Raw genomic sequence first — 21,233 nt, 5'->3', positions numbered from 1 at the left:
TATGACCGCACAAAGTCGATATCTTGCCGCTCTGCCAACCAGCCCGCGGCTTCTAGATGGGTAAAATAGAGTTGGCCCCGGAAAGCCGCGGCCGATTCAGAGATTGGCGGAGCAGATCAGGCAGCCCTGAAGAGCTTCTTGCCTTCGCCGTCGAGCGCCTTGAACTCTTCGTCGGACAACGCGATATCCACGGCAGCGACATTCTCTTCCAGATGCTTCACCTTGGAAGTGCCGGGGATGGGCAACATCACGGGGCTGCGCTTCAGCACCCAGGCCAGCGCGATCTGGCTTGGCGCCGCATTGTACTTCTTCGCGATCGTATCGAGCAGCGATCCCGGCTTTGCGAGATCGCCGGCGGCCAGCGGATACCAGGGGATGAAGCCGATTTTGTGTTTTTCGCAATAGTCCAGCACATCCTCACTGGTACGGTCGACGAGGTTGTAACGGTTCTGCACGGTGGCGACCTTGAAGTGCTTCGAAGCCGCCTCGATGTCGGCAACCGAGACTTCACTGAGACCGGCATGCCGGATGATCTTTGCATCGAGCAGCGACTTGACCGTGTCGAACTGTTCCTTTGCCGGCACTTTCGGATCAATGCGGTGAAGTTGCCAGAGATCGATCTGCTCGACGCCGAGATTGCGAAGGCTCTTGTGCGCCTGCTGGATCAGATATTCCGGACGGCCGAGCGGCAGCCAGATGTCGGGGCCATGCCGTGTGAGCCCGCCCTTGGTGGCGACAATCATTTTGCTATAAGGATGAAGCGCTTCCCTGATCAGTAGCTCGGAAACATCCGGGCCATAGGAATCGGCCGTATCGATGAAGTTGACGCCAAGTTCCGGCAGGCGCTTCAGCGTACGGATGGATTCGTCGTGGTCTGCCGGATCACCCCAGATGCCTTCGCCGGTGATGCGCATTGCGCCGAAGCCGAGGCGATTGACCTCGATATCACCGTCGATCTTGAAGGTGCCGGATTTTGCTGCGTTCAAGGCGGGCATGGTCTTTCCTCTCGTTGATCAAAAAGCTCAAAGTCGGTGGAGCTTGACGTTGATGGTGCGGCCTCGGCGACGCTTGCGTACATAGGGCATCATGGCCTGCATGACAGTCACGAGGCCGAAGACATTTGCCCTCAAACCACCATCGGCCGCCGCAAACGGAAGGGGTTAATCTCTAAAGCCGGTCTTTTGCCGTCTCGCCGAATTCCGACAGGACCGTCCACAGATCGGCAAAAATGCTCCTGGCGAAAGCTTCGAGCGGCGCCCCTGGTGAGCGTTCCTGCCAGAGTTCGCCGCCCACGCGCAATGCGCCAATGACGATTGCCGAGAGAAGCCGCATGCGAATACGCGCTTCCTTGCTGTCGCCGGCTCTTAGCACCAGTGCGTCCGTCAGTTTCAGCTCGAGTTTCGCATATTTCAGCTGGTCACGCGCCTTTAGCGCCGGTGTGCAGCGGACGAGTTCGCCCACGGCAAGACCGCGTTCATCGGCGGAAGCGACGATGGTTTCTATGAGCGCTTCCTCCACGGTCTTCAGTCGCGGCTCGCCCTTGGGCCTCGCGAGGATGGCCGCCATCAGCCGATCGGCAAAGGAATCCTGCCATGCGAAGACGACCTCTTCTTTCGAAGGGAAATAATCGAAAAAGCTGCGCTTGGAGACATCGGCGGCTTCGGTAATGTCCTCGATCGTCGTTGCGTCGAAGCCTCTCTCGAGGAACAGCGTCATTGCCGCCTGCTCGATACGCTCACGCGTCTCCCGCCGCTTGCGCTCACGCCGGCCTTCCGCCGCGCCGCTTTGTTTCAATTCAACCATCTGCGTCCGATTGTATCAGCCGCGGGTCTCTCCCGGAACGGCGGCCGTGCCCGTCTCCGCTTCCCTGGTACGGTATTTGAACCGATCCCGCGAGAGCTCAAGCGGCTTACGGCGTGAAATTTTATACACTGCGGCCGGTGGCAAGTTGCGCACAGTACCACCGAGGTGCGTTGCCTTAAGCCCCAATCTGTCGAGGATCGGGCGCGGCACCGGGCAGCGAGGCCCGTAGGTGAACTGATAAAGCGCACCGCCAGGCCGCATATACGCAAAGGCACTGACGAGAATGGCCGTGGTTTTGCGCGGCGACATGGAAAGCAGCGGCAAACCGCTGATGACTGCCCTCACCGGCTCGCCTTCGAATATCCCAGCTTGGCCGAGATGGGCGGCATCCATTTGCAGAACGCGCGCATGCGGAAAGCGGGACGCGAGGCTGCTGATGAATTCCGGACCATATTCGATCAGCGTCAAGTCCTCTTCCCTTATGCCGCGTTCGAGCAACGCCCGCGTGAAAACACCCGTGCCGGGTCCGAGCTCGATAATCGGTCCGTCAAGCGCGGCAATCTCCTGTGTCATAAGCTTCGCCAGCGAAGTGCCGGACGGAGCGATCGCCGCCACGCGGAGGGGGTTGCTGATCCATGAGCGGAAAAAATGCAGGTAATCCGAGTGTCCAATGCCTGCAACCATCTTGATTGGCCCACCTGACTGAAATGTCGCTTGAGTACCCGCACGACCATCGCGTCGAGAATGGCAATTCCAAGGCATTCTCATGCAGCTTGCGGCACTTCCATCGATTTCGTTCGGCCTCATCTCACAAATCCTTTATCAGTTGCAATTTTATATTTATTGCATTTTTGCAATTGACGCAATATTTGTTTGCAATCTGCTACAGGAATCGAAACATATGTGGACGGCGAAAGACATGCCGCAACAGACCGGAAAAAAGGTCATTGTTACAGGCGGAGCGTCCGGCATCGGCTTCCAGGTTGCCCAGGCAATGGCGCTGAAGGGCGCAGATGTGCTGATCGCGGGACGGGATAAAGACAAGGGTATCGCCGCGGTCGCCGAGCTGCGCAGGCTCGTGCCGCAGGCCAGCTTTTCTTTCGGCCTTCTCGACCTCGGCAATATGGTTTCAATCGCCCGCTTCGCAGAAGCCGTGCTCGAAAGCGGAGCGCCTCTCGATCATCTCTTCAATGTTGCCGGCGTCATGATGATCCCCAAACGCACGCTCACGGCGGACGGCTTCGAGATGCATATGGGCACAAATTTCCTCGGTCACTTCGCGCTGACCGGCCGGCTTTTTCCGGCGATCGAGGCAGCGTCCGGCCGCGTCGTCACAGTCAGCGCCCGCGCGGCCAGCTGGTATCCTCTCGACATCGACGACCTGCAATCGCAAGGAGATTACCGGCCGATGCGCGCCTATGCGTTGTCGAAGCTCGCCGATATTCTGTTTGCCCTCGAACTCAGCAAGCGCGCCGCCGCAACGGGCGTGACCAGCCTCGCCGTGGACCCCGGAACAGCCAAAACGGCCCTGCAGCGCCACACCTCGCCGGTTCTGCGCCGGGCGGCGGAGGTTTTGATAAGCCTAATCGGTTATCCGCTCGATCGCGTCGCCGACACGGTGACCTTCGCGGCAACGATGGCGAAGGCGGGCGCCTATATCGGGCCGACCAGAATCATCCAGTCCCGCGGATCGCCAGGCGCAATCGCCGTCCCGAAACAAGCCAACGACGGACAGCTGCGACGACAGCTCTGGCAGGCAGCCGAGAGCCTGACGTCCGTGCGGTACGCATTCAACCAAGAGAGCACATCATGACGGGTGTGAGCCTCGACAGGATCATCGACGCCCAAGATCTGGTCCCCCTATTGAGGGTAAACGGCCCGATATCCTTCGGACGAAGCACAGGTGATGTACTTCCTGTGCGCCGCGCTGCGCGCCAGCGCATCTGCCTCGGCGGCGTCATAGTGACCGGTGATCTGCGCGTTCAGCCTGTATTGCTGCATCCCCTCGCGGTACATCGCATTGCCTTCACCGTTGCACATGAGGTTGGCAAGGAATGGCGGATTGACCGGGCTGCCGACAGGATAAAGAACCGGCTGGCTGGGGTCCTGGACGCACCCGGCAAGAATGGCTGCGGCTGCCGCTATTGAAATCGCAATCCTCATCCTCGCCTTCATGCATTTCTCCTGTGCTCCGCGCCGACCGCGGCACAGAATAGGTACCGCTTCAAGATTGCGCGAAGCTAAGCATGCGATGACGGAGTGCAGAAAGACGAATGGCACGACAACAGAATGAAACCGGGAAATGGTCAACTGCTCCTCAACAGCAGTGACAATTTCCCGCATCAATTTCATTGTCGCGTGCCGCCTGGACAGGCGGACATGGGATGTCTCCGTATGAACAATAGACGCAACAGTCGCCCACTTTCGGCCTCAGCACAGCGCCGCATCCTTTGCAGTCATAGAAATACTGGCAGGCGTCGGTGGGCATGGCCTCCAAGGCCCGATGGCCGCATTCCGGGCAGGTGATTGTCGACCTGTGGAAAATTGTCATGATGGCCCGGTTTCGCTCATAACGGATGCCGGATAGCCTGCGTTCGTCGATGAAGCAGCAATTGCCTCGGTCGTGGTGAGGGCAGGATCAAATGCGACCGTCGCTGTTTTCGTTTGGAGGTCTATATCAACCGAGCCCACGCCTTTGACGGCCTGCATCGCCGCTTGCACAGTTATCGGGCAAAGGGCGCAGGTCATGTTGTCTATGGCAAAGGTCGCTGTTTGCATGGCCACACCTTTGGTGGCGAGCGGCTGCGCAAGTAGCACCACCGGGGTGGCGGCCTCGATTGCAATCGCACCTATAGTGACTGCCATGGCCTTAAAGAAGAAGGATCGTTTCATCCCTGAGGGTTCTCCTAGTAGAAAATTGGCGCCCACCAGTCGACGGTCAGGGCAAGAACGACCAGCCCGGTCGCGAGCCAAAGCGTGGTCTTGACGACCAACGACGATGCGGGTCGTGCGCAATAGGCGCCTTCGGCACAAACAACAACCTTGCTTGAGAAATAAACCTGCCTGAAGCCGAAACCGATGAAGCCGAGCGCGATAGCGGCTGATAGGGGCTTATAGGGTTCGAGTGCCGTCAGGTTGCCGATCCACGCTCCGGAAATGCCGAGCATCAACAGAACCAGCGGCCCAACACAACACGTCGAAGCCAGAACCGCGCCGATCAAGCCTCCGGCGGCCAACCACCCTTTGCCGCGATTCGCGGTATACGGCGGCGGTACCTCAATAGAGACAGTTCCAGTTTCCATGTCACGCATGCGATCCCGACCTCGAAACATCTATGAATCGAAGCTACAGTCTGTAGGATCTACAGACTCAAGGGAGACTTTGCGCATGAGCGATCACAAGTCCGAGAAGGGATTGCAGCGCGCGGACCTGGCTCGGCGATCCGGCTGCAATCTCGAAACCATTCGCTACTACGAGAAAATCGGCATGATGCCAGACCCGCGGCCAAGCAGGACGGGATACCGGTTCTACGAGGAAGGGCACGTCCAGCGCCTGCGCTTTATTCTCCGCGCCCGGGAACTCGGCTTTTCGATCGACGGCATTCGCGGACTTCTGAATTTGGTCGATGGCGGCACTCAAACCTGCGCCGAAGTGAAAGAGAGGACGGAAAGGCACTTGGCCGACATCCGCACCAAAATCGCAGACCTCAAGAGAATTGAGAGAGTTCTCGCCGAGACTTCGGCCAAGTGCAGCGGAGCGGCTGTTCCGCAGTGTCCCATGCTGGATGTGCTGACCATGTAGATCTCGCTCATTTGTATCGGTGGCGGTCACAGCACGGTCTCCCATGACAGGGGCCAGACATCCGGTCAAACGAACGGAGCCACCGCTTGCATTTGTGGCTGTCCATTTGTCGTTGACTTCACAAGTGATGAGAGGAAAATGTTTCCCATGCGTCCACCCCACAGCACAAAGGGGCTCACGATGACGATCGCAAGGAAACTTCAGGACTATATCGACGGCGTCGGAATCGCCTATGAAACCGTCCCGCATCACCGGACGGCAACCACCAGCCAGTCGGCTCAGGCAGCCCATGTCCCCGGCAGCCGCCTCGCCAAATCCGTGCTCATTCACGATGAAACGGGCTACACACTGGCGGTTGTTCCGAGCACACACCAGGTCGAGCTTTCGTTGCTGCAAAGCGTCATGAACAGGCGCCTCGGGCTTGCGTCGGAGGATGAGGTCAGCTCGCTTTTCGCCGATTGCGAAGTTGGCGCTGTCCCTCCTGTCGGATCGGCTTACAACGTGCCTATGCTGCTCGATGAGAGCCTCAACGACGCGGCTGACGTCTATTTCGAAGGTGGCGATCACCGGACGCTGGTGCATATGAGCGGACCGAATTTCCGCAACCTGATGAAGGATGCGCAGGTTGCCCGCTTCAGCCGCCCGTCGTGAATACGGAATCCGAAGATCCACGATCATCCCTGAAAGGAAATGGCAAACCGGACGAGATGAAACTGCTAACTCGTATATGATTGTTATCGCTTTCTATTTCTGAGCGGCAGGTCTGCGTTGCGCAATCTCCGAACCCTGCCGAAAGACACCGCAAGATCGCAAGCCCCGACATAGCTCCGTAGCTCCGCAGAACTCTTGCAACTTTGCAAGTTTAGCGAACATGGTTGTGGCTTAAGTCGCAGGGGTTCTTGTGAACGATATGCATGCCGTTGTTCTAACGTAGCTTTTCATATCACAAGGGATCTCCATCATGTCGGATAATCTTAAGGAAGGCCTCGATCGCCGTGATTTCATAATCGCATCCATTGCCACGGTCGGCGCGTCGGCTGCCCTCGCCGTCAGTGCGGCAGGTGCGAACGCGCAGGACAATGCTGGGTCCGCCGCCAACTCGACGTCACAGAAGACAGTCTACGTTGGCGATGTCATCGAAGGGAAGAAAGTCGTCAGCGCGCTTGACGTCAACGACCTGGAGCCCAGCAAGAAGCACCTTTTGTATTTTCAGGGCGTCGAGATGCCCAGCGGACAGCATTGGTATGTGTCAGTGACGGTCGCCAAGGGAGCGAAGCCGGGCAAGCGCGGCGTCCTGGTCAGTGGTGTGCATGGCGACGAAATGAGTTCTATGCATACGGTCCAGACTGTGATGAACCAACTCGATCCGGCGGCGATGTCGGGGACTGTCATGGCGGTCACGGACGTGTCCCGCCCGGCCATCGAGGGCATGCAGCGCAGGTGGCCCAATTCGGGCAGGGGCAGCGATCTGACCGATATGAACCGGGAGTGGCCCGGGAACGAGAACGGCGCCACCGCGGCCAGCCGACACGCCGGGCTCCTGTTCAACCGGCTCCTCCGGCCGAATGCCGACTTCGCAATCGACTTCCATACCGGAACGACCGGATTCGAGGTCAGCGCATTCAATATTGCAGAGATGGACGTACCCGAGATCAAGGCGATGGTGGAGCTCTACCCCATCGGCCAAATCTTCGATAACCCTACATATCCCAGTGTACTGCATAACGCGTTTATCGCCGCGGGCATCCCGTCCTTCTGCCCGGAGATCGGGGCTGCCCGCCACCTGGACCTCGAGATGATCTCGCTGTTCGTGGAAGGCACAATGAACGTCCTCAAGCATCACGGCATCGTTGCCGGGTCGATGGGACGTACAGGCAAGGACGTGAGTGTCTTTGTCGGGAACAGCGCCCTTCCGATTCTTGCCACCGCGGGCGGGCTCGTCGAGCATCTGGTCAAGCTGAACGACAAGGTCGAAGCCGGACAGAAGGTGGCCATTCAGCGCAACAGTTTCGGCGAGGTGGTCGCGGAGTATACAAGCGGCGTGGCTGGAGAGATAACGGGCCAGCGCAGCGACGCAATGTCCGAGCCCGGCAACCCCTTGGTGTTCATCCTTTTCAGCAAGCCGACGCCGGAGGGCGCAGAGGTATATCCCGAGTAAAGAGCCCTGTGAGCGATCTTTGCTTGTCTCGGGAGTCCAGCGTTAGCGACTCCCTGCGAGCGCGGCGAGGGCCGGTGTCCGCCTAGCCAGCTAGCTCACGCGCGAGAGACGCGAACGGTCTCATCGCGTCAAAAGCTTAGCTTGACGCCCATTTTGGGCTGGAATGGTGAAATGGCGCACCCGAAGAGATTCGAACTCCTGACCCCCAGATTCGTAGTCTGGTGCTCTATCCAGCTGAGCTACGGGTGCGTGTCAAAGCGGCCGTGCCGCTTGCGTGGGCGATCCTCTAAAGCGTCCTTTAGGCGAATGCAATAGCAATTCGAAAAAAATCGCGACTTTGGCTGCGGATGGCTGAGGTGCGGAATTTGCATCACTTTTCTGCATGCAGACGAGAGCGATAGTCGTCCAACGAAACAGGACGATCGGGGATCTCGATGCGGAACTGCGTGCCAGCCGTGGGTTTTTCGACGAGGGCGATCGTGCCGCCATGAGCAAGCACCAGCTCGCGCGCGATCGTCAGGCCAAGGCCCGTGCCGCCGCTGCGGGCAGAGCCGCGGAAGGCTGTGAAGAGGTTCTGGCGGGCTTTCACCGGCATTCCCGGCCCGGTGTCGTCAACGATGATACTGACGACGCTGCCGACGCGTTGTGCCGAAACCGTGATCCGCTTGACTCCATCCATACCCGTTTCGCCAGGCATCATCAGAGCCTGCAGCGCGTTGCGGCACAGATTGTGGATCACGCGGAAGAGCTGCTCGTTGTCTGCATCGACCTCGACGTCAACCGGCATTTGCTCGGCAAACTCCACTCCGCTCTGCGGATCGATCGCCAGCATGTCGCGAACGTCCTGCGTCAGGTCGTAGAGCCTGATGCGCCGGCGGCGCGGTGCCGATTCGCTTGCCTGGCCATAGGAGAGCACTTCATTGGTATAGCCGACTGCCCGATCGATGGTTCGCAGCAACTTCGGCGCAAAGCTCTTCACCATCGGATCATCGACGCTCACCAGGCGATCCGACATCAATTGCGCGGAGGCGAGGATGTTGCGCATGTCATGATTGATCTTGGAGACAGCAAGGCCGAGTGCGGCGAGATTCTTCTGCTGCTTTAGCGTCTTCTGCAGCTCCATCTGCATGGACGTCAGATGCCGCCCCGCGACCGCCAGCTCGTCGCGGCCGCCGTCGCCAACGAAAACATTCTGCGGGTTTTCCGGCTCGGCGGAAAATTTCTGCATGCTGCCGGTCAGTTCGCGGATCGGGCGGATGAGGATGCGGTTGATGGCGAAGAAGATCAATGTCGCGGTGAAGAGCGAGATCAGAACGGAGAGATAGAGGACATTGCGTGCATAAGCGAACATCGCCGTGCGCAGGGCCTTGTCCTTCATCACGACTTCGACGCCCGTGCTCGTTTCTCCGACCGGGCCATAGACGCGGATCATCCGTTTGCCGCCGAAAAGCATCGTATCCAGCGCGTCATCCATGGAACTGAGCAGCGTGGTCTTGGTGAGATCATATTGCTCGTCGACAGAGGTCGGCATGTCGCTCATCGCAAGCAGGCGGGAGGTACCCTCCTTGCGAAGCACGATCGCCTTCGTTCCGGTTGCTTCCAGCGTCTCCTTTTGCAGCGTGTGCGGCAGTTCGACAGGCTGCAAGCCATCGATGACGATGGCCGCCGCCGCCGCCGTGTTCAACCTGTCCTCCAGCCAGCGAATGCGCATGGTCGCGATCGAGGGGAAGAAGATGAGCACTTCGGCGAGCATGATGAACAAGACAGTGAGCCAAAGCAGCTTGCCCGATAGACCGCCGAACCAGCCCACCGGACGGCCGTATGCGCTGTCCGCGGTCTTATCGATAGTCGAGTGTTCGCCCTGATGTTGCAGCGGCATGGTCTTTTCCGATCGGCGAAGCGCCTGGAACGAGACGCTTATAATAGACGATGGAACTCCGCTTTCAAATCTTCGCGAGCAGCGGCAAGTCGTCACAAAAGAAAACGCCGCACTGAGGCGGCGTTTTCAAGCTAACGGAAGAGTGCCTCAGAACTCTTCCCAGTTCTGCTGGGCAACCGCCGCATTGCCGTTGAAGGCGCGCGCGACCGTGTTCATTGCCCTGCGGGCCGGCGATGCGACCGGGCGGTGTTCTTCGCGGCGTGCAACAGCGACCGGCGCCGCGGCAGCCGTATTCGACGTCCTGAAGCGCGAGACAAGGCGCACGAGACCGTCTGCTTCTGCCGCCAGCTTGTGCGTCGCGGCGGAGGTCTCCTCCACCATCGCCGCGTTCTGCTGCGTCACCTGATCCATCTGGTTTATGGCGGTATTGACCTCCTTGAGGCCGGTCGACTGTTCCTTGGCAGCGGTTGCGATTGACTGAATGTGATCGTTGATCGCGATGACGCGGGTTTCGATCTCGCCAAGCGCCTCGCCTGTGGCCTGCACCAGCCTCACGCCGACATTCACTTCATCGCCGGACTTGGTGATGAGCGCCTTGATGTCCTTGGCGGCCGTCGCCGATCGCTGCGCGAGTTCCCGAACCTCCTGGGCGACGACGGCGAAGCCTTTGCCTGCTTCACCGGCGCGAGCAGCTTCGACACCGGCGTTCAAGGCCAGCAGGTTGGTCTGGAAGGCGATGTCATCGATCACGTTGATGATCTGGCTGATTTCGCGCGAAGCCTGTTCGATACGGCCCATGGCGTCGACTGCGTTGCGAACGACGACGCCGGACTTGCCCGCGTTTTCCTTCGCTTCGGAAACCATGACGCTCGCTTCCTGCGCCCGTTCGGTCGAATTGTGCACAACCGCCGTGATCTGGTCGAGAGCGGCAGAGGTCTGCTCGAGGGCGGCCGCCTGCTGTTCCGTGCGCCGGGAGAGATCGTCGCTGGCGACGCGGAGCTCGTTGGTGTTGCCGTTGATCGCCTCGGTCGTCTCGCGGACTTCGCGCATCGCCGCCTGCAGCGTCGCGAAGGTATTGTTGACGTTCTGCTGCAACTCGGCGAATGCGCCCTGGAAGTCGCCGCGCATGGTCTGCGTCAGATCACCATCGGCAAGGCTTGCGATGACGCGGCGGGTTTCGTCGATGCCGGCATCGACGCTTGATAGCAGCGAGTTGATGTTGCCCGCGAACCGATTGAGGTTCTCGTCTTCATAATCCTTCTCGATGCGGCAGCCGAAATCGCCGGCAGCGGCGGCCGAAACCACGACAGACATGCTGGACTGCAAGTCGTCGCTCTTGGCGCGCATGGCTGCTTCCTGCGCATTCAAGCGCTTGATGGCGAGGCCGTTTTCCTTGAAGACGGCAACGGCGGCAGCCATCTGGCCAATTTCGTCGTTGCGCCCGGCATAGGGCACTTCGGCGTCGAAATTGCCGCTCGCAACTTCGTTGATCGCCGTCGTTACGCGCTTGATGGGACGGCTAAGATGGCTTGCGCCGATGTAGAAGCCCATGCCGAGGCCAGCAGATATGCCGATACCCGTGATGGCGAGCACGAGCCAGAACACCGAGTTGCGGAAAGCTTCGATCTCCGCATCAACCGCCTGCAGTTCGGCCTTGTCGGCCTTTACGATAGCATCGATGTCGGCCTGAAAGGCCTTTCTGTTCGCGCGGTTTGCTTCATTGTTGCCCTGAGCGTTTGCGGCGTCTGGACTGACCTCGGTGCCGAGGCGAGCCGTTTCCGAGCGGAAGGTACGGAATTCCTTGGCGCGAGCGACGAGATTTGCAAAGCTTTCCCTCTGGTCCTCCGGAACCAGTGGCGCCCATGTGGTGATGACATTGTCGATCTCATCGAGATCCGCCATCAGACCTTTGGCGAAGGCGCCGGCATCCTTGGTGTCTTTCGCCACGTAGATCCCGCGCGATTCCATAACCGTCGCAGTCACGAAGCGGTTCAGCCGCTCACCGGCATAGGCACGCTGCGAGGCGCTTTTAAAAGCAGTGAATTTGTTGCTGTATTCATTCATCGCAAGGAGGGCGGTTGCGCCGATGATGATTGCAACTCCTGCCATAATAGTAACGAGTAAATTGATCTTGCCGCGGATATTCAACGCAATGCCCCTCCTGAGCCTGATGAGAGTCTGGAAAGCAGATCCCAGCCGAGACAAGAGGATCGACTAAATTTCTTAACGCTAGATTTCGAATACTATTGTTTAGAGCTACGAAAAATTATCCATTCTTTTGAGGATACACGCGAGCCTTTCCTCGAAAAATTGCATGGCCTTGCGGGAAAAATACTTAAGATCGATGATCGCGGAGAACAAACGCGCGAAATGCAACCTTCCGCTGCGTTCTGCCCAATCGTTAATATCAGAGTGCGATTTTTTGCAGGGGGCCAAGTAGCTGACAGGTGAGTTACCTGGCTATAATTGACTTCTCGGAGCTTCATCCGTATAAGCCGCCGCACGTTCGGTCAAATAGGCCTTCGGCCGCGCCCGTTCGAAAACAACGCTCCTTGCAATATGCAAACTCAAGAAGGGCCGCACTCCGCGGTGTTTAAATAAATGAAGCGTACTTACCAACCATCCAAGCTTGTCCGCAAGCGCCGCCACGGCTTCCGTGCGCGCATGGCTACCAAGGGCGGCCGCAAGGTCATCACGGCTCGCCGCGCCCAGGGCCGCAAGCGCCTTTCGGCTTAAGGCCGAATTGCCCGATAAGAGATGGCGGGCGAATTGACGACCACTAAGAAAAAGACTGTAGGGCGGCTGAAAAACCGCCCGCAGTTTCTTGCTGTTCGCAACGGCGAAAAACGCAAGGGCGGCCTCTTCCTGCTCGAGGTTCTCGACCGAAGAGAAGCCGACACCGAAGCCCGCGTCGGCTTCACCGTCACCAAAAAACATGGAAACGCGGTCGAACGGAACCGCATGCGCCGCCGTCTCAAAGAGGCGGTGCGGCTTCATGCGGGGTTTGCAATGCAGCCCGGACACGACTATGTCATTGTCGCGCGACGAGACTGCCTGACGGCGTCCTTCAAGGAATTGAGCGCGGAGATTAAAACGCGCGTCGAAAGCAAGCCGAAACACAAGCGGCAGAATGACGGCCGCGCCAGGAACCTATGATGCAAAACAACCGCAATTATTTCATTGCGATCGCTCTTTCGGTGCTGATCGTTCTCGGCTGGCAGTTTCTTTACATGAATCCGCGCATCGAAGCTCAGCGCAAGGCGCAGGAAGCTCAGAAGGCGCAGCAGACCACAGAGCAGACGCAAAAGCCAGCCGCAGGCGCTCAGCCCGTCCAGACGAACGGCGCCGCCCCGACCGGGCAGGCAGCAGCGACGGCCTCGCTCGCAGAGGCACTTGCCAAGAACCCGCGCGTTACGATCGATACTGCGGCACTTGCAGGTTCGATCAACCTCGTCGGCGCCCGGCTCGATGACCTGAAGCTCAAGGGCTATCACGAAACGGTCGACAAGAGCAGCCCGATCATCAGCCTGTTCAGCCCGTCTGAAACCAAGGACGGCTACTTCGCAGAACTCGGCTATATCGGCGACGATGCCACTGGCAGCGTTCCAGGCCCATCGACTGTCTGGACGGCCCCGGAAGGTGCAAAGCTGACGGAGAAGACGCCGGTCACGCTGACCTACACCAATGACAAGGGCATAACCTTCGCACGCACGATCTCGGTCGACGAACACTATATGTTCACCGTCACCGACAAGATCACCAATGCCGGCCAGGCGCCCGCCGCTCTGTCGTCCTATGGTCGCGTCACGCGCTACAACAAGCCGGCAGTCGCTTCGACCTACGTTCTGCACGAAGGCTTCATCGGCGTGATCGGCGACAGCTTGATCGAGAGCAAGTACGCTTCGGTCGAGAAGGAAGCCGTGACGCCTGAAACGGCAACCGGCGGCTGGCTCGGCATCACCGACAAGTACTGGGCCGCGACGATCATCCCGCCGCAGCAGACACCCTACGATGCGCGTTTCACGCACTTCACCGATGGCCAGCCGCGCTTCCAGGCCGATTACAAGCAGAACGCGGTGACGGTTGCACCGGGCCAGTCGCTGGAGCTCAAGAATCTCGTCTTTGCGGGCGCCAAGGAGGTTCCGGTCATCGATGGCTATGAAGCCAAGTACGAGATCCCGCGCTTCGACCGCCTGATCGACTGGGGCTGGTTCTATTTCATCACCAAGCCGATGTTCAAACTGATGGACTTCTTCTTCCGCTACTTCGGCAATTTCGGCGTCGCGATCCTGCTGACGACCATCGTCGTCAAGGCACTCTTCTTCCCGCTCGCGAGCAAGCAGTATGCTTCAATGGCGAACATGAAGCGCATGCAGCCGAAAATGGAAGAGCTCAAGGCCAAGTTCGGTGACGACCGGATGGGCCTGCAGCAGGCAATGATGCAGCTCTACAAGGAAGAGAAGATCAATCCGATCGCCGGCTGCTGGCCGATCGCGCTGCAGATCCCGATCTTCTTCTCGCTCTACAAGGTGATCTACATCACCATCGAAATGCGCCATGCACCGTTCTTCGGCTGGATCAGGGACCTTTCAGCCCCGGACCCAACCACGATCGTCAACCTGTTCGGCCTGCTTCCCTTCGACGCGCCCACCTTCCTGCATCTCGGCGTATGGCCGTTGATCATGGGTGTGACGATGTTCGTGCAGATGCGCATGAATCCGACGCCGCCCGATCCCACGCAGGCCATGATCTTCACCTGGATGCCGCTGGTCTTCACCTTCATGCTGGCAAGCTTCCCGGCCGGTCTTGTCATCTACTGGGCCTGGAACAACACGCTTTCGGTCATCCAGCAGTCGGTCATCATGAAGCGGCATGGCGTGAAGATCGAGCTCTTCGACAACCTGAAAGGCCTCTTCAGGCGAAAACCGGCTCCATCAAAATGAGTAAAAAGCCCCGCTTCGGCGGGGCTTTTTTATTGCCGCCGGCGCTGCCGACGACGGACATGTCGTTTGCGTCGTTTGCGGCCAGCGCGCTTGGCCGTTAAATTGACCGACAAAGGGAGGGGCGCAACATGGGCGACAAGCTGACGACGGCAGTGGCTGCGGGCATTGCGCCAGCGGGCGAGCGTATCGGTGCCGCGCTTGTCTTTGGCTCGGCGTTCTTCTGGAGCTTCGGCGGCGCGATCGCCCGCTTCTTCCATTTGAACGACGGCTGGACGGTCGTCTTCTGGCGGTCGTTCTTCGGCGCCCTCTTCCTGTTGGGCTTCATGCTCGTGCGCGACGGGCCGCGCGGCGCGACGCAGCTCTTCAAGGGCATGGGACTTGCCGGCGTTGCAGTCGGCGTCTGTTTTGCCACGGCCTCCACTTCCTTCATCCTCGCACTCGCCTACACGACCGTCGCCAATGTCGTGCTCATCCAGGCCAGTGTGCCACTGATTGCGGCACTGATGGCATGGCTGTTCTTCCGCGAGAGGATCGCTGCCCATACCTGGCTCGCCATCGCGGCGGTGCTCGGGGGCGTAGCCATCATGGTCTCGGCATCGCTCGGCGGCAGCATCTCGATGATCGGCGATGCGCTTGCTATCCTGATCGCCTTTGCCTTTGCCACCGCGACCATCATCACCCGCCGCTTCGCCCATGTGCGCATGACGCCCGCCGCCTTTCTCGGCGCCGTTATTGCAGGCGGCACGGCGGCAAGCCAGGCCTCCGGTCTTGCCGTGACAGCAAGCGAACTTGGCATCCTCATCGTCTTCGGTGCGCTCAATTTCGGCCTTGGCCTTGCGTTGTTCGTCACAGGCGCGCGCCTTATTCCCTCGGCACTTGCCGCCCTGCTCGGCACTGCCGAGACCGTGCTCGGCCCGCTGTGGGTCGCCGTTATTCATGGCGAGGTGCCCGGCGCACGGACGGTAGTTGGCGGCGTCATCGTCCTTACCGCCCTGCTCGGCTACCTCGGCCTCGAGCTCTGGCGACAGCGGCGCGCTTGACTTTCGCGGCCAAAACCCCGAAGCCAGAAACATGACCGGACCGACAGCAGCAGACGAAAAACCACTCTTTGGGCGGCCGTGGATCTTCATCCGCGGCGTGCCTTCCATGAAATTCCTGCCGCCGGAAGGACCACTCGAGGTCGCATTTGCGGGGCGATCGAATGTCGGCAAATCGTCGCTCATCAACGCGCTCGTCGGGCACAAGGGCCTGGCGCGCACCTCAAACACGCCCGGCCGGACTCAGGAGCTGAACTATTTCGTGCCTGAGGGCTACTCCGGCGAAGGCAGCGACCTGCCGCCGATGGCGCTCGTCGACATGCCCGGCTACGGATACGCTCAGGCCCCAAAGGATCAGGTCGACACCTGGACGAAGCTCGTGTTCGACTATCTGCGCGGCCGCGCAACGCTGAAGCGCGTCTATGTCCTGATCGACAGCCGCCACGGCATCAAGAAGAACGACGAGGAGGTTCTGACGCTTCTCGACAAGGCTGCCGTTTCCTACCAGATCGTTTTGACCAAGACCGACAAGATCAAGCCCCCCGCGGTTATCAAACTGCTCGCTGAAACCGCGGAGAAGATCAAGAAGCGTCCGGCAGCCTATCCGTTTGTCGTCGCGACCTCTTCAGAGAAGAGCGAAGGGCTGGACGAGTTGCGCCAGGCTATTGCCGAAACGGTCGGGATCCCGAACTGGAAATGAAAAGAGGCGCCCGAAAGGACGCCTCTCCGGCTTCTGACTGCAAATAATTACATCTTCGGCAGAAGCACCTTGTCGATCACGTGGATGACGCCGTTCGACTGCTTGACGTCGGCAATCGTCACATGGGCCGTACCGCCGGTTTCATCGGTCAGCGTGATCCAGCCCTTGCTTTCCTTGGCCCTCAGCACGCAGCCGCCGATTGTCTTGATGTCGTGTTCGCCGCCATCGTCCTTGATCATCTTCTCGACGGTCTTCGCCATCGCGTCAGCCGCGACGACGTGGCAGGTCAGTACCTTGACGAGCTTATTCTTGTTTTCCGGCTTCAGCAGCGCCTCGACCGTGCCCTTCGGCAGGGCTGCGAAGGCTTCGTTCGTCGGAGCGAAAACGGTGAAGGGGCCTTTTCCTTCAAGCGTGCCAACGAGCCCGCCGGCCTTGACCGCCGCAACCAGGGTCGTGTGATCCTTTGAGTTGACGGCATTTTCGATGATGTTCTTCGTTGGATACATGGGAGCGCCGCCCACCATGGGGGTGGCGGCCTGCGCGGTGAAGGCGATTGCAGACATGGCGGCAAGCGCGGTGGTGCGCAAAGCTGATTTCATCATGATCGTTCTCCTTGCGTCCGGTGCCGGTCGTGCGGAATGCCTCGCCCCTCCCGGACATCGAGATGTACGAAACGATCAAGAAAGAGTTTCAGGGAAGACGATCTTGTTCAGCGGCGGTGCGTCGTGCCGCTGGCGATAACCGGTCCAGTCGGTGCTCCAGTCGGCGAACCGCCGAAGGGTTCTAGACTGATAGCAAGCGTTGCGCCCTCGGCGAGATCGCCGCGCTGATTAGGGGGAATGGCAAGCTCGCCGTTTTCACCCGGCGGGAAAACTCCGAGCGACTTTGGAGTGCCGCTTCCCGGCACCAGCCAGAGCTCCAAGGACTTCTTGTCAGCCCCGCCGGCAGCAACAGGGACGATGCTCAAGAGGCCGCTTTGATTGTCAAAGGAAGCAAGCAGATTGACCTTGCTGTTGTCGGCGGACGACAATTCGGCAATCAGCGGCGCCGGCCGCTTCGGCGGCTGAACGGTGCCGGAAGCAAAAATAATGGCCCCAACCGCGACGACCAGCGAAGCGAACGTCAACGAGCGCCAGAAGGCGGCGGAATTCCAAAGCCCGCGCGAGAAGGACCGCTCCGATTCGCCGAACAGCCGCGCCTCGATCTGCTTGTATGTTTCGCGGCCCGGACTTGCGGCCACTTCATACTCGTCGGCGAAAGCGGAAAGGTTCGTTTCCCATCGGCTGACAATCGCGGCAAACTGCCGGTCCCTGCGCATCCGCTCCTCAACGACCCTGCGATCCTGATAGGAGAGAACACCAAGCACGTACTCGCCGGCGAGCACCTCGTCGCGGGAGCGGCCTCCCTTGCTTTGATCCGGCGTTGTCATCGCTCCATGCACTCTCTCAGTTTCAAAAGGCTGCGTCGCAGCCATGTGCGCATCGTATTCAGGGGAACGCCAAACTGATCGGCCAGCTCCTGGTAGCTCAGCCCTTCAACATAAGCCTTCCTCACCGCTGCCGCCCGATCAGCTTCCAACTCTTCCATGCAGGTGTCAATCCGCCTTCCTTCATCTGATAAGACGGCCTGCTTTTCGGGGTCGAGGCCGGAATCGGGAAGGTCATACTCGGTGTCCAACTCGTCGGCGACTGGCTTTCGCGCCCTCAGGGTGTCGATCGCCTGGTTGCGGGCGATCGACGCAAGCCAAGAAGACGGAGCGCCTTGACCGGCAACGAACCCTTTGGAGCGCTGCCAGATCTTTACATAGACCTCCTGCAATGCTTCCTCGGCTTCCACGCGATCCTTCAAGATACGCAGACATATTGAGAAGAGTTTCGGGCTCGTCTCGTTGTAGAGGTCCCTGAAAGCCTTCCGGTCAGCCATGGCCACGCGAGCAATCAGTTCTCCGATTCCATCGCTCGTCATACCCGCAGTCCATCTACTTTACACTGTTCTAAATAAAGGCGCGCTGTTCAAATTGACAAGGGGATAGCAACTAATACGGAGCGCATTATTCCCTCTGTCAAAAACTTGAGATAAAAGGCCGCGATCCATTCTGCGGGGTATGCCATGAGTCAGTCCGAAAGCGAAACCCAAGCACGCCTTCTCGCACAGGCGCTGCCTTTCATGCAGCGTTACGAGAACAAGACCATCGTCGTAAAATATGGTGGCCATGCCATGGGCAATCCCGAGCTCGGCAAGGCTTTTGCCAGCGATATCGCCCTTTTGAAACAATCCGGCGTCAACCCGATCGTCGTCCACGGCGGCGGTCCGCAGATCGGCGCGATGCTGACGAAGATGGGCATCGAATCCAAGTTCGAGGGCGGCCTTCGGGTGACGGACGCCAAGACGGTTGAAATCGTCGAAATGGTCCTTGCCGGTTCGATCAACAAGGAAATCGTGGCTCTTATCAACCAGACCGGCGAATGGGCGATCGGCCTTTGCGGCAAGGACGGCAACATGGTCTTTGCCGAAAAGGCGCGCAAAGTCGTCAAGGATCCGGATTCCAACATCGAGCGCGTGCTCGATCTCGGCTTTGTCGGCGAGGTGGTCGAAGTCGACCGCACCCTCCTCGATCTGCTCGCCCGTTCAGAGATGATCCCGGTGATCGCCCCGGTCGCTCCCGGCCGCGACGGCGCGACCTACAACATCAACGCCGACACCTTCGCCGGCGCCATTGCCGGCGCGCTGCACGCTACACGCCTGCTCTTCCTCACGGACGTGCCGGGCGTGCTCGACAAGCAGGGCAACCTGATCAAGGAGCTGTCCGTCTCCGAAGCGCGTGGGCTGATCGCCGACGGCACGATTTCCGGCGGCATGATTCCGAAGGTGGAAACCTGCATCGAAGCCATCAAGGCGGGCGTCCAGGGCGTCGTCATCCTGAACGGCAAGACCGCCCATTCCGTGCTGCTCGAAATCTTCACCGAGCATGGTGCGGGTACGCTGATCGTGCCTTGATCGCTGCTACAACGCGGTGGCGTAAATCGCTGCCGCGGCCTCTTTCAGCTTTTCCATCATTATCCTGTAGGGTCCCGGCCCATAGCTGACGCGGCTGACACCAAGTCTTGCGAGCGTCCTCACATCCGGCGCGCCCGGTCTCATCATGATGTTGACGGGTAGGGTTGACGCGCCGCAAATCTTCTCGATCAACGCTGGATCAATAAGCCACGGCACGAAGAAGCCGCTGGCACCGGCTGCAGCGTACGCCCTGCCGCGCTCGATTGCTTCGTCCACCAATCCCGCATGCCTCGACTGGTCGCCTTCGCGCAGGAAAAGATCCGTGCGGGCATTAATGAAGAACGGAATACCCCTTCCCTCAGCCATCTCGCGAATGGCGCCGATGCGGGCCGCCTGATTCTCGACCGGATGCAACCCGTTGCCGCCAACCACCTGATCTTCGAAATTGATGCCGACGGCGCCGACGTCAATCAGCTTGGCGACGTTGGCGGCGGCTCCTGCGGGCTCGGTCGAGTAGGCGCCTTCAAAATCAACCGAGAGAGGCAAGTCGCAGACGGTGGTGATCGAGCGCACCGTTGCAACAAGGGCTTCCAGCGGGATCTTCTCGCCGTCGGCATAGCCCTGGGCTGCGGCAACCGACCAACTGCCGGTCGCAAGCGCCTTTGCTCCGGCATCCGTCACGGCCTTCGCCGTTCCGGCATCCCAGATGTTGTAGAGGATGACAGGATCGCCCTTCCGGTGTAGCGCCCCGAACGCCTTCGCCTTTTCTGCCTGGTTCATGATGCCTCCTCCATGGCGGGCAGCTGCGCCCGCATCTTCGCTTCGTGTTTCAGGAGCCACTGCTTGCGCCAGAGCCCGCCGCCATAGCCGGTCAGCGAGCCGTCGGCGCCGATCAGCCGGTGGCAGGGAATGACGATTGCGATCTGGTTGGCGCCGTTGGCCCGGCCGACTGCGCGCACGATCTGCGGATTTTCCATGTCGCGGGCGATATCCCCATAGGCGCGCGTCTCGCCCGGCGGGATGCGCATGAGGCGCGACCAGATCTCCCGCTCGAAAGCCGTGCCGAAGCCGAGCGCCAGCGGCGTTTCAAATTCCGTCGACCGGCCCTCGAAGTAGGCCTTGAGCTCCGCCTCGATCCGGTCGATCGCCGGCGTTCTCCCCGCGGCGACGGTGGAGCGCGTCTTGCGCTGCAGAGCCTCAAGCTCTTTCGGCAGCGCCTTGCGGTCGTGGAATTCCAGGAGATGCAGATGCGTGCGGTCGGCGACGGCCACCATCTGCCCGAGCGGCGTGTCGAACCAATCGGCGAAGAGCAGTTCGCGGTGCTGCGCCATCACCGGTGCCGTGCCGATCATGCGCTGGAAGGCAGCGCGAAAACTGCTGGCGGATTCATACCCGGCCTCCAGCTGGGCATCGATCACGCGAGCACCTTCCGCCAGCTGCTTGGCCGCCTGCCCCAGCCGCCGGTAGCGGGCGATGTCGAGGAAGGTCATGCCGAGCGACCGCTTGAAGGCGCGGCGCACCGTCGAGGGGTCGTAGCCGAGGCGGACGAGATCCTCCTCCGTCCACCGCGCCATCGGCTCGCGGTCGAGGGATTTCAAGAGCTCATCGACGATCGGCTCGCGCCCGGCCTGCTCCAGCGGCCTGCAGCGCTGGCACGGCCGGAAGCCGGATTGCATGCAGGTCGCAATCGAATCGTAGAAGATCGTGTTTTCCCGCTTCGGCTTGCGCGCCGGGCAGGTCAGCCGACAGAAGACGCCGGTCGTCTTGACGCAGGCATAGGCGAGCCCCTCATAATCGGAGCTCCGGGCAATCAGGGCGCCATAAAGCGCATCGTCATCGGGCAGGTCAAACAGCATTGTGCCTTTCTAGCACCCCGCCGCCACGCCGTCCGCCCGAAAACGGGCGCCGATTTTAA

General features: G+C 59.9%; 24 protein-coding genes and 1 tRNA gene. 10 read left to right on the top strand and 15 right to left on the bottom strand.

Annotated features, from left to right (window positions below; all coding sequences use genetic code 11):
* Positions 1–116: 116 nt before the first annotated feature.
* The 3 genes from HGP14_RS01955 to HGP14_RS01945 all read right to left on the bottom strand — a co-directional run bounded on the left by HGP14_RS01955 (position 117) and on the right by HGP14_RS01945 (position 2,487).
* Entirely contained in the window at positions 117–995 is an 879-nt protein-coding gene (locus HGP14_RS01955; RefSeq protein ID WP_168828163.1) for an aldo/keto reductase, read from the bottom strand.
* A gap of 172 nt (positions 996–1,167) precedes the next feature.
* Positions 1,168–1,803, bottom strand: a complete 636-nt coding sequence (locus HGP14_RS01950) for a TetR family transcriptional regulator (RefSeq protein ID WP_168828162.1) — start codon at positions 1,801–1,803, stop codon at positions 1,168–1,170.
* A 15-nt stretch (positions 1,804–1,818) separates the two neighbouring features.
* Entirely contained in the window at positions 1,819–2,487 is a 669-nt protein-coding gene (locus HGP14_RS01945; protein WP_168828161.1) for a class I SAM-dependent methyltransferase, read from the bottom strand.
* A 217-nt stretch (positions 2,488–2,704) separates the two neighbouring features.
* Here HGP14_RS01945 and HGP14_RS01940 point away from each other — a divergent pair, with 217 nt between their 5' ends.
* Positions 2,705–3,616 (top strand): SDR family NAD(P)-dependent oxidoreductase, encoded by a 912-nt coding sequence (locus tag HGP14_RS01940; protein WP_168828160.1) that lies wholly within the window; start codon positions 2,705–2,707, stop codon positions 3,614–3,616.
* Between the two features lie 47 nt (positions 3,617–3,663).
* On the opposite strand, the gene HGP14_RS01935 is transcribed toward HGP14_RS01940, so the two are convergent.
* The 4 genes from HGP14_RS01935 to HGP14_RS01925 all read right to left on the bottom strand — a co-directional run bounded on the left by HGP14_RS01935 (position 3,664) and on the right by HGP14_RS01925 (position 5,114).
* On the bottom strand, positions 3,664–3,978 hold the full coding sequence (locus HGP14_RS01935; protein ID WP_168828159.1) for a hypothetical protein: 315 nt from the start codon (positions 3,976–3,978) through the stop codon (positions 3,664–3,666).
* 142 nt (positions 3,979–4,120) lie between these two features.
* Positions 4,121–4,354 (bottom strand): GDCCVxC domain-containing (seleno)protein, encoded by a 234-nt coding sequence (locus tag HGP14_RS35380; protein WP_246704339.1) that lies wholly within the window; start codon positions 4,352–4,354, stop codon positions 4,121–4,123.
* Positions 4,351–4,695, bottom strand: a complete 345-nt coding sequence (locus HGP14_RS01930; protein WP_281408066.1) for a heavy-metal-associated domain-containing protein — start codon at positions 4,693–4,695, stop codon at positions 4,351–4,353. The genes HGP14_RS35380 and HGP14_RS01930 overlap by 4 nt, the downstream gene beginning before the upstream one ends.
* Before the next feature lie 14 nt (positions 4,696–4,709).
* Positions 4,710–5,114 (bottom strand): mercuric transporter MerT family protein, encoded by a 405-nt coding sequence (locus HGP14_RS01925; RefSeq protein WP_168828158.1) that lies wholly within the window; start codon positions 5,112–5,114, stop codon positions 4,710–4,712.
* A 76-nt stretch (positions 5,115–5,190) separates the two neighbouring features.
* On the opposite strand from HGP14_RS01925, the gene HGP14_RS01920 reads away from it, so the two are divergent.
* From HGP14_RS01920 to HGP14_RS01910, 3 genes are all read left to right on the top strand, one after another.
* Complete coding sequence (locus HGP14_RS01920) at positions 5,191–5,604, top strand: MerR family transcriptional regulator (protein ID WP_168828157.1); 414 nt, start codon at positions 5,191–5,193, stop codon at positions 5,602–5,604.
* 180 nt (positions 5,605–5,784) lie between these two features.
* Positions 5,785–6,255 (top strand): aminoacyl-tRNA deacylase, encoded by a 471-nt coding sequence (locus HGP14_RS01915; protein WP_168828156.1) that lies wholly within the window; start codon positions 5,785–5,787, stop codon positions 6,253–6,255.
* 310 nt (positions 6,256–6,565) lie between these two features.
* Positions 6,566–7,762: a succinylglutamate desuccinylase/aspartoacylase family protein gene (locus HGP14_RS01910; RefSeq protein WP_168828155.1), complete on the top strand. Its 1,197-nt coding sequence runs from the start codon at positions 6,566–6,568 to the stop codon at positions 7,760–7,762.
* A 172-nt stretch (positions 7,763–7,934) separates the two neighbouring features.
* Here the strand turns inward: HGP14_RS01910 and HGP14_RS01905 are convergent.
* The 3 genes from HGP14_RS01905 to HGP14_RS01895 form a co-directional block, all read right to left on the bottom strand.
* Positions 7,935–8,011: transfer RNA gene (locus HGP14_RS01905), tRNA-Arg, on the bottom strand.
* Between the two features lie 121 nt (positions 8,012–8,132).
* Positions 8,133–9,641, bottom strand: a complete 1,509-nt coding sequence (locus HGP14_RS01900; protein ID WP_168828154.1) for a HAMP domain-containing sensor histidine kinase — start codon at positions 9,639–9,641, stop codon at positions 8,133–8,135.
* 147 nt (positions 9,642–9,788) lie between these two features.
* Complete coding sequence (locus HGP14_RS01895) at positions 9,789–11,789, bottom strand: methyl-accepting chemotaxis protein (RefSeq protein ID WP_168828153.1); 2,001 nt, start codon at positions 11,787–11,789, stop codon at positions 9,789–9,791.
* Positions 11,790–12,242: 453 nt separating this feature from the next.
* Here HGP14_RS01895 and rpmH point away from each other — a divergent pair, with 453 nt between their 5' ends.
* The 5 genes from rpmH (at position 12,243) to yihA (ending at position 16,321) form a co-directional block, all read left to right on the top strand.
* The gene (gene rpmH / locus HGP14_RS01890; RefSeq protein WP_168828152.1) at positions 12,243–12,377 is read left to right on the top strand and encodes a 50S ribosomal protein L34; all 135 of its coding nucleotides are present in this window, start codon (positions 12,243–12,245) and stop codon (positions 12,375–12,377) included.
* Between the two features lie 21 nt (positions 12,378–12,398).
* The gene (gene rnpA, locus HGP14_RS01885; protein WP_168828151.1) at positions 12,399–12,797 is read left to right on the top strand and encodes a ribonuclease P protein component; all 399 of its coding nucleotides are present in this window, start codon (positions 12,399–12,401) and stop codon (positions 12,795–12,797) included.
* The gene (gene yidC, locus HGP14_RS01880; RefSeq protein WP_168828150.1) at positions 12,797–14,584 is read left to right on the top strand and encodes a membrane protein insertase YidC; all 1,788 of its coding nucleotides are present in this window, start codon (positions 12,797–12,799) and stop codon (positions 14,582–14,584) included. Before rnpA ends, yidC begins: the two co-directional genes overlap by 1 nt.
* A gap of 128 nt (positions 14,585–14,712) precedes the next feature.
* Entirely contained in the window at positions 14,713–15,624 is a 912-nt protein-coding gene (locus tag HGP14_RS01875) for a DMT family transporter (protein WP_168828149.1), read from the top strand.
* Positions 15,625–15,655: 31 nt separating this feature from the next.
* Complete coding sequence (yihA, locus tag HGP14_RS01870; RefSeq protein ID WP_168828148.1) at positions 15,656–16,321, top strand: ribosome biogenesis GTP-binding protein YihA/YsxC; 666 nt, start codon at positions 15,656–15,658, stop codon at positions 16,319–16,321.
* 47 nt (positions 16,322–16,368) lie between these two features.
* On the opposite strand, the gene HGP14_RS01865 is transcribed toward yihA, so the two are convergent.
* The 3 genes from HGP14_RS01865 to HGP14_RS01855 all read right to left on the bottom strand — a co-directional run bounded on the left by HGP14_RS01865 (position 16,369) and on the right by HGP14_RS01855 (position 18,286).
* Entirely contained in the window at positions 16,369–16,923 is a 555-nt protein-coding gene (locus tag HGP14_RS01865; protein WP_168828147.1) for a fasciclin domain-containing protein, read from the bottom strand.
* A gap of 107 nt (positions 16,924–17,030) precedes the next feature.
* Positions 17,031–17,750: an anti-sigma factor domain-containing protein gene (locus tag HGP14_RS01860; RefSeq protein ID WP_168828146.1), complete on the bottom strand. Its 720-nt coding sequence runs from the start codon at positions 17,748–17,750 to the stop codon at positions 17,031–17,033.
* Complete coding sequence (locus HGP14_RS01855; protein WP_168828145.1) at positions 17,747–18,286, bottom strand: sigma-70 family RNA polymerase sigma factor; 540 nt, start codon at positions 18,284–18,286, stop codon at positions 17,747–17,749. The genes HGP14_RS01860 and HGP14_RS01855 overlap by 4 nt, the downstream gene beginning before the upstream one ends.
* Before the next feature lie 144 nt (positions 18,287–18,430).
* Between HGP14_RS01855 and argB the strand changes: the two genes are divergently transcribed.
* Positions 18,431–19,318, top strand: a complete 888-nt coding sequence (gene argB / locus HGP14_RS01850) for an acetylglutamate kinase (RefSeq protein WP_168828144.1) — start codon at positions 18,431–18,433, stop codon at positions 19,316–19,318.
* A gap of 6 nt (positions 19,319–19,324) precedes the next feature.
* On the opposite strand, the gene HGP14_RS01845 is transcribed toward argB, so the two are convergent.
* Positions 19,325–20,098: an isocitrate lyase/phosphoenolpyruvate mutase family protein gene (locus HGP14_RS01845; RefSeq protein WP_168828143.1), complete on the bottom strand. Its 774-nt coding sequence runs from the start codon at positions 20,096–20,098 to the stop codon at positions 19,325–19,327.
* Complete coding sequence (locus tag HGP14_RS01840; protein WP_168828142.1) at positions 20,095–21,174, bottom strand: bifunctional transcriptional activator/DNA repair enzyme AdaA; 1,080 nt, start codon at positions 21,172–21,174, stop codon at positions 20,095–20,097. Before HGP14_RS01840 ends, HGP14_RS01845 begins: the two co-directional genes overlap by 4 nt.
* Between the last annotated feature and the right edge of the window lie 59 nt (positions 21,175–21,233).

This window comes from Rhizobium sp. P32RR-XVIII (genome assembly GCF_012641395.1).
In the GTDB taxonomy this organism is placed as follows: domain Bacteria; phylum Pseudomonadota; class Alphaproteobacteria; order Rhizobiales; family Rhizobiaceae; genus Rhizobium.
Note: the sequence above shows the minus strand (reverse complement) of the source record. Positions and strands in the feature narration are given on the sequence as shown.

Coding starts and splice junctions, on each gene's coding strand:
- rpmH (WP_168828152.1), top strand. CDS start 12,243: ATGAAGCGTACTTACCAACCATCCAAGCTTGTCCGCAAGCGCCGCCAC.
- argB (WP_168828144.1), top strand. CDS start 18,431: ATGAGTCAGTCCGAAAGCGAAACCCAAGCACGCCTTCTCGCACAGGCG.
- rnpA (WP_168828151.1), top strand. CDS start 12,399: ATGGCGGGCGAATTGACGACCACTAAGAAAAAGACTGTAGGGCGGCTG.
- HGP14_RS01920 (WP_168828157.1), top strand. CDS start 5,191: ATGAGCGATCACAAGTCCGAGAAGGGATTGCAGCGCGCGGACCTGGCT.
- HGP14_RS01940 (WP_168828160.1), top strand. CDS start 2,705: ATGTGGACGGCGAAAGACATGCCGCAACAGACCGGAAAAAAGGTCATT.
- HGP14_RS01935 (WP_168828159.1), bottom strand. CDS start 3,978: ATGAAGGCGAGGATGAGGATTGCGATTTCAATAGCGGCAGCCGCAGCC.
- HGP14_RS01955 (WP_168828163.1), bottom strand. CDS start 995: ATGCCCGCCTTGAACGCAGCAAAATCCGGCACCTTCAAGATCGACGGT.
- yidC (WP_168828150.1), top strand. CDS start 12,797: ATGCAAAACAACCGCAATTATTTCATTGCGATCGCTCTTTCGGTGCTG.
- HGP14_RS01910 (WP_168828155.1), top strand. CDS start 6,566: ATGTCGGATAATCTTAAGGAAGGCCTCGATCGCCGTGATTTCATAATC.
- HGP14_RS01900 (WP_168828154.1), bottom strand. CDS start 9,641: ATGCCGCTGCAACATCAGGGCGAACACTCGACTATCGATAAGACCGCG.
- yihA (WP_168828148.1), top strand. CDS start 15,656: ATGACCGGACCGACAGCAGCAGACGAAAAACCACTCTTTGGGCGGCCG.
- HGP14_RS01855 (WP_168828145.1), bottom strand. CDS start 18,286: ATGACGAGCGATGGAATCGGAGAACTGATTGCTCGCGTGGCCATGGCT.
- HGP14_RS01925 (WP_168828158.1), bottom strand. CDS start 5,114: ATGCGTGACATGGAAACTGGAACTGTCTCTATTGAGGTACCGCCGCCG.
- HGP14_RS01860 (WP_168828146.1), bottom strand. CDS start 17,750: ATGACAACGCCGGATCAAAGCAAGGGAGGCCGCTCCCGCGACGAGGTG.
- HGP14_RS01915 (WP_168828156.1), top strand. CDS start 5,785: ATGACGATCGCAAGGAAACTTCAGGACTATATCGACGGCGTCGGAATC.
- HGP14_RS01950 (WP_168828162.1), bottom strand. CDS start 1,803: ATGGTTGAATTGAAACAAAGCGGCGCGGCGGAAGGCCGGCGTGAGCGC.
- HGP14_RS01840 (WP_168828142.1), bottom strand. CDS start 21,174: ATGCTGTTTGACCTGCCCGATGACGATGCGCTTTATGGCGCCCTGATT.
- HGP14_RS01845 (WP_168828143.1), bottom strand. CDS start 20,098: ATGAACCAGGCAGAAAAGGCGAAGGCGTTCGGGGCGCTACACCGGAAG.
- HGP14_RS01865 (WP_168828147.1), bottom strand. CDS start 16,923: ATGATGAAATCAGCTTTGCGCACCACCGCGCTTGCCGCCATGTCTGCA.
- HGP14_RS35380 (WP_246704339.1), bottom strand. CDS start 4,354: ATGACAATTTTCCACAGGTCGACAATCACCTGCCCGGAATGCGGCCAT.
- HGP14_RS01945 (WP_168828161.1), bottom strand. CDS start 2,487: ATGGTTGCAGGCATTGGACACTCGGATTACCTGCATTTTTTCCGCTCA.
- HGP14_RS01875 (WP_168828149.1), top strand. CDS start 14,713: ATGGGCGACAAGCTGACGACGGCAGTGGCTGCGGGCATTGCGCCAGCG.
- HGP14_RS01930 (WP_281408066.1), bottom strand. CDS start 4,695: ATGAAACGATCCTTCTTCTTTAAGGCCATGGCAGTCACTATAGGTGCG.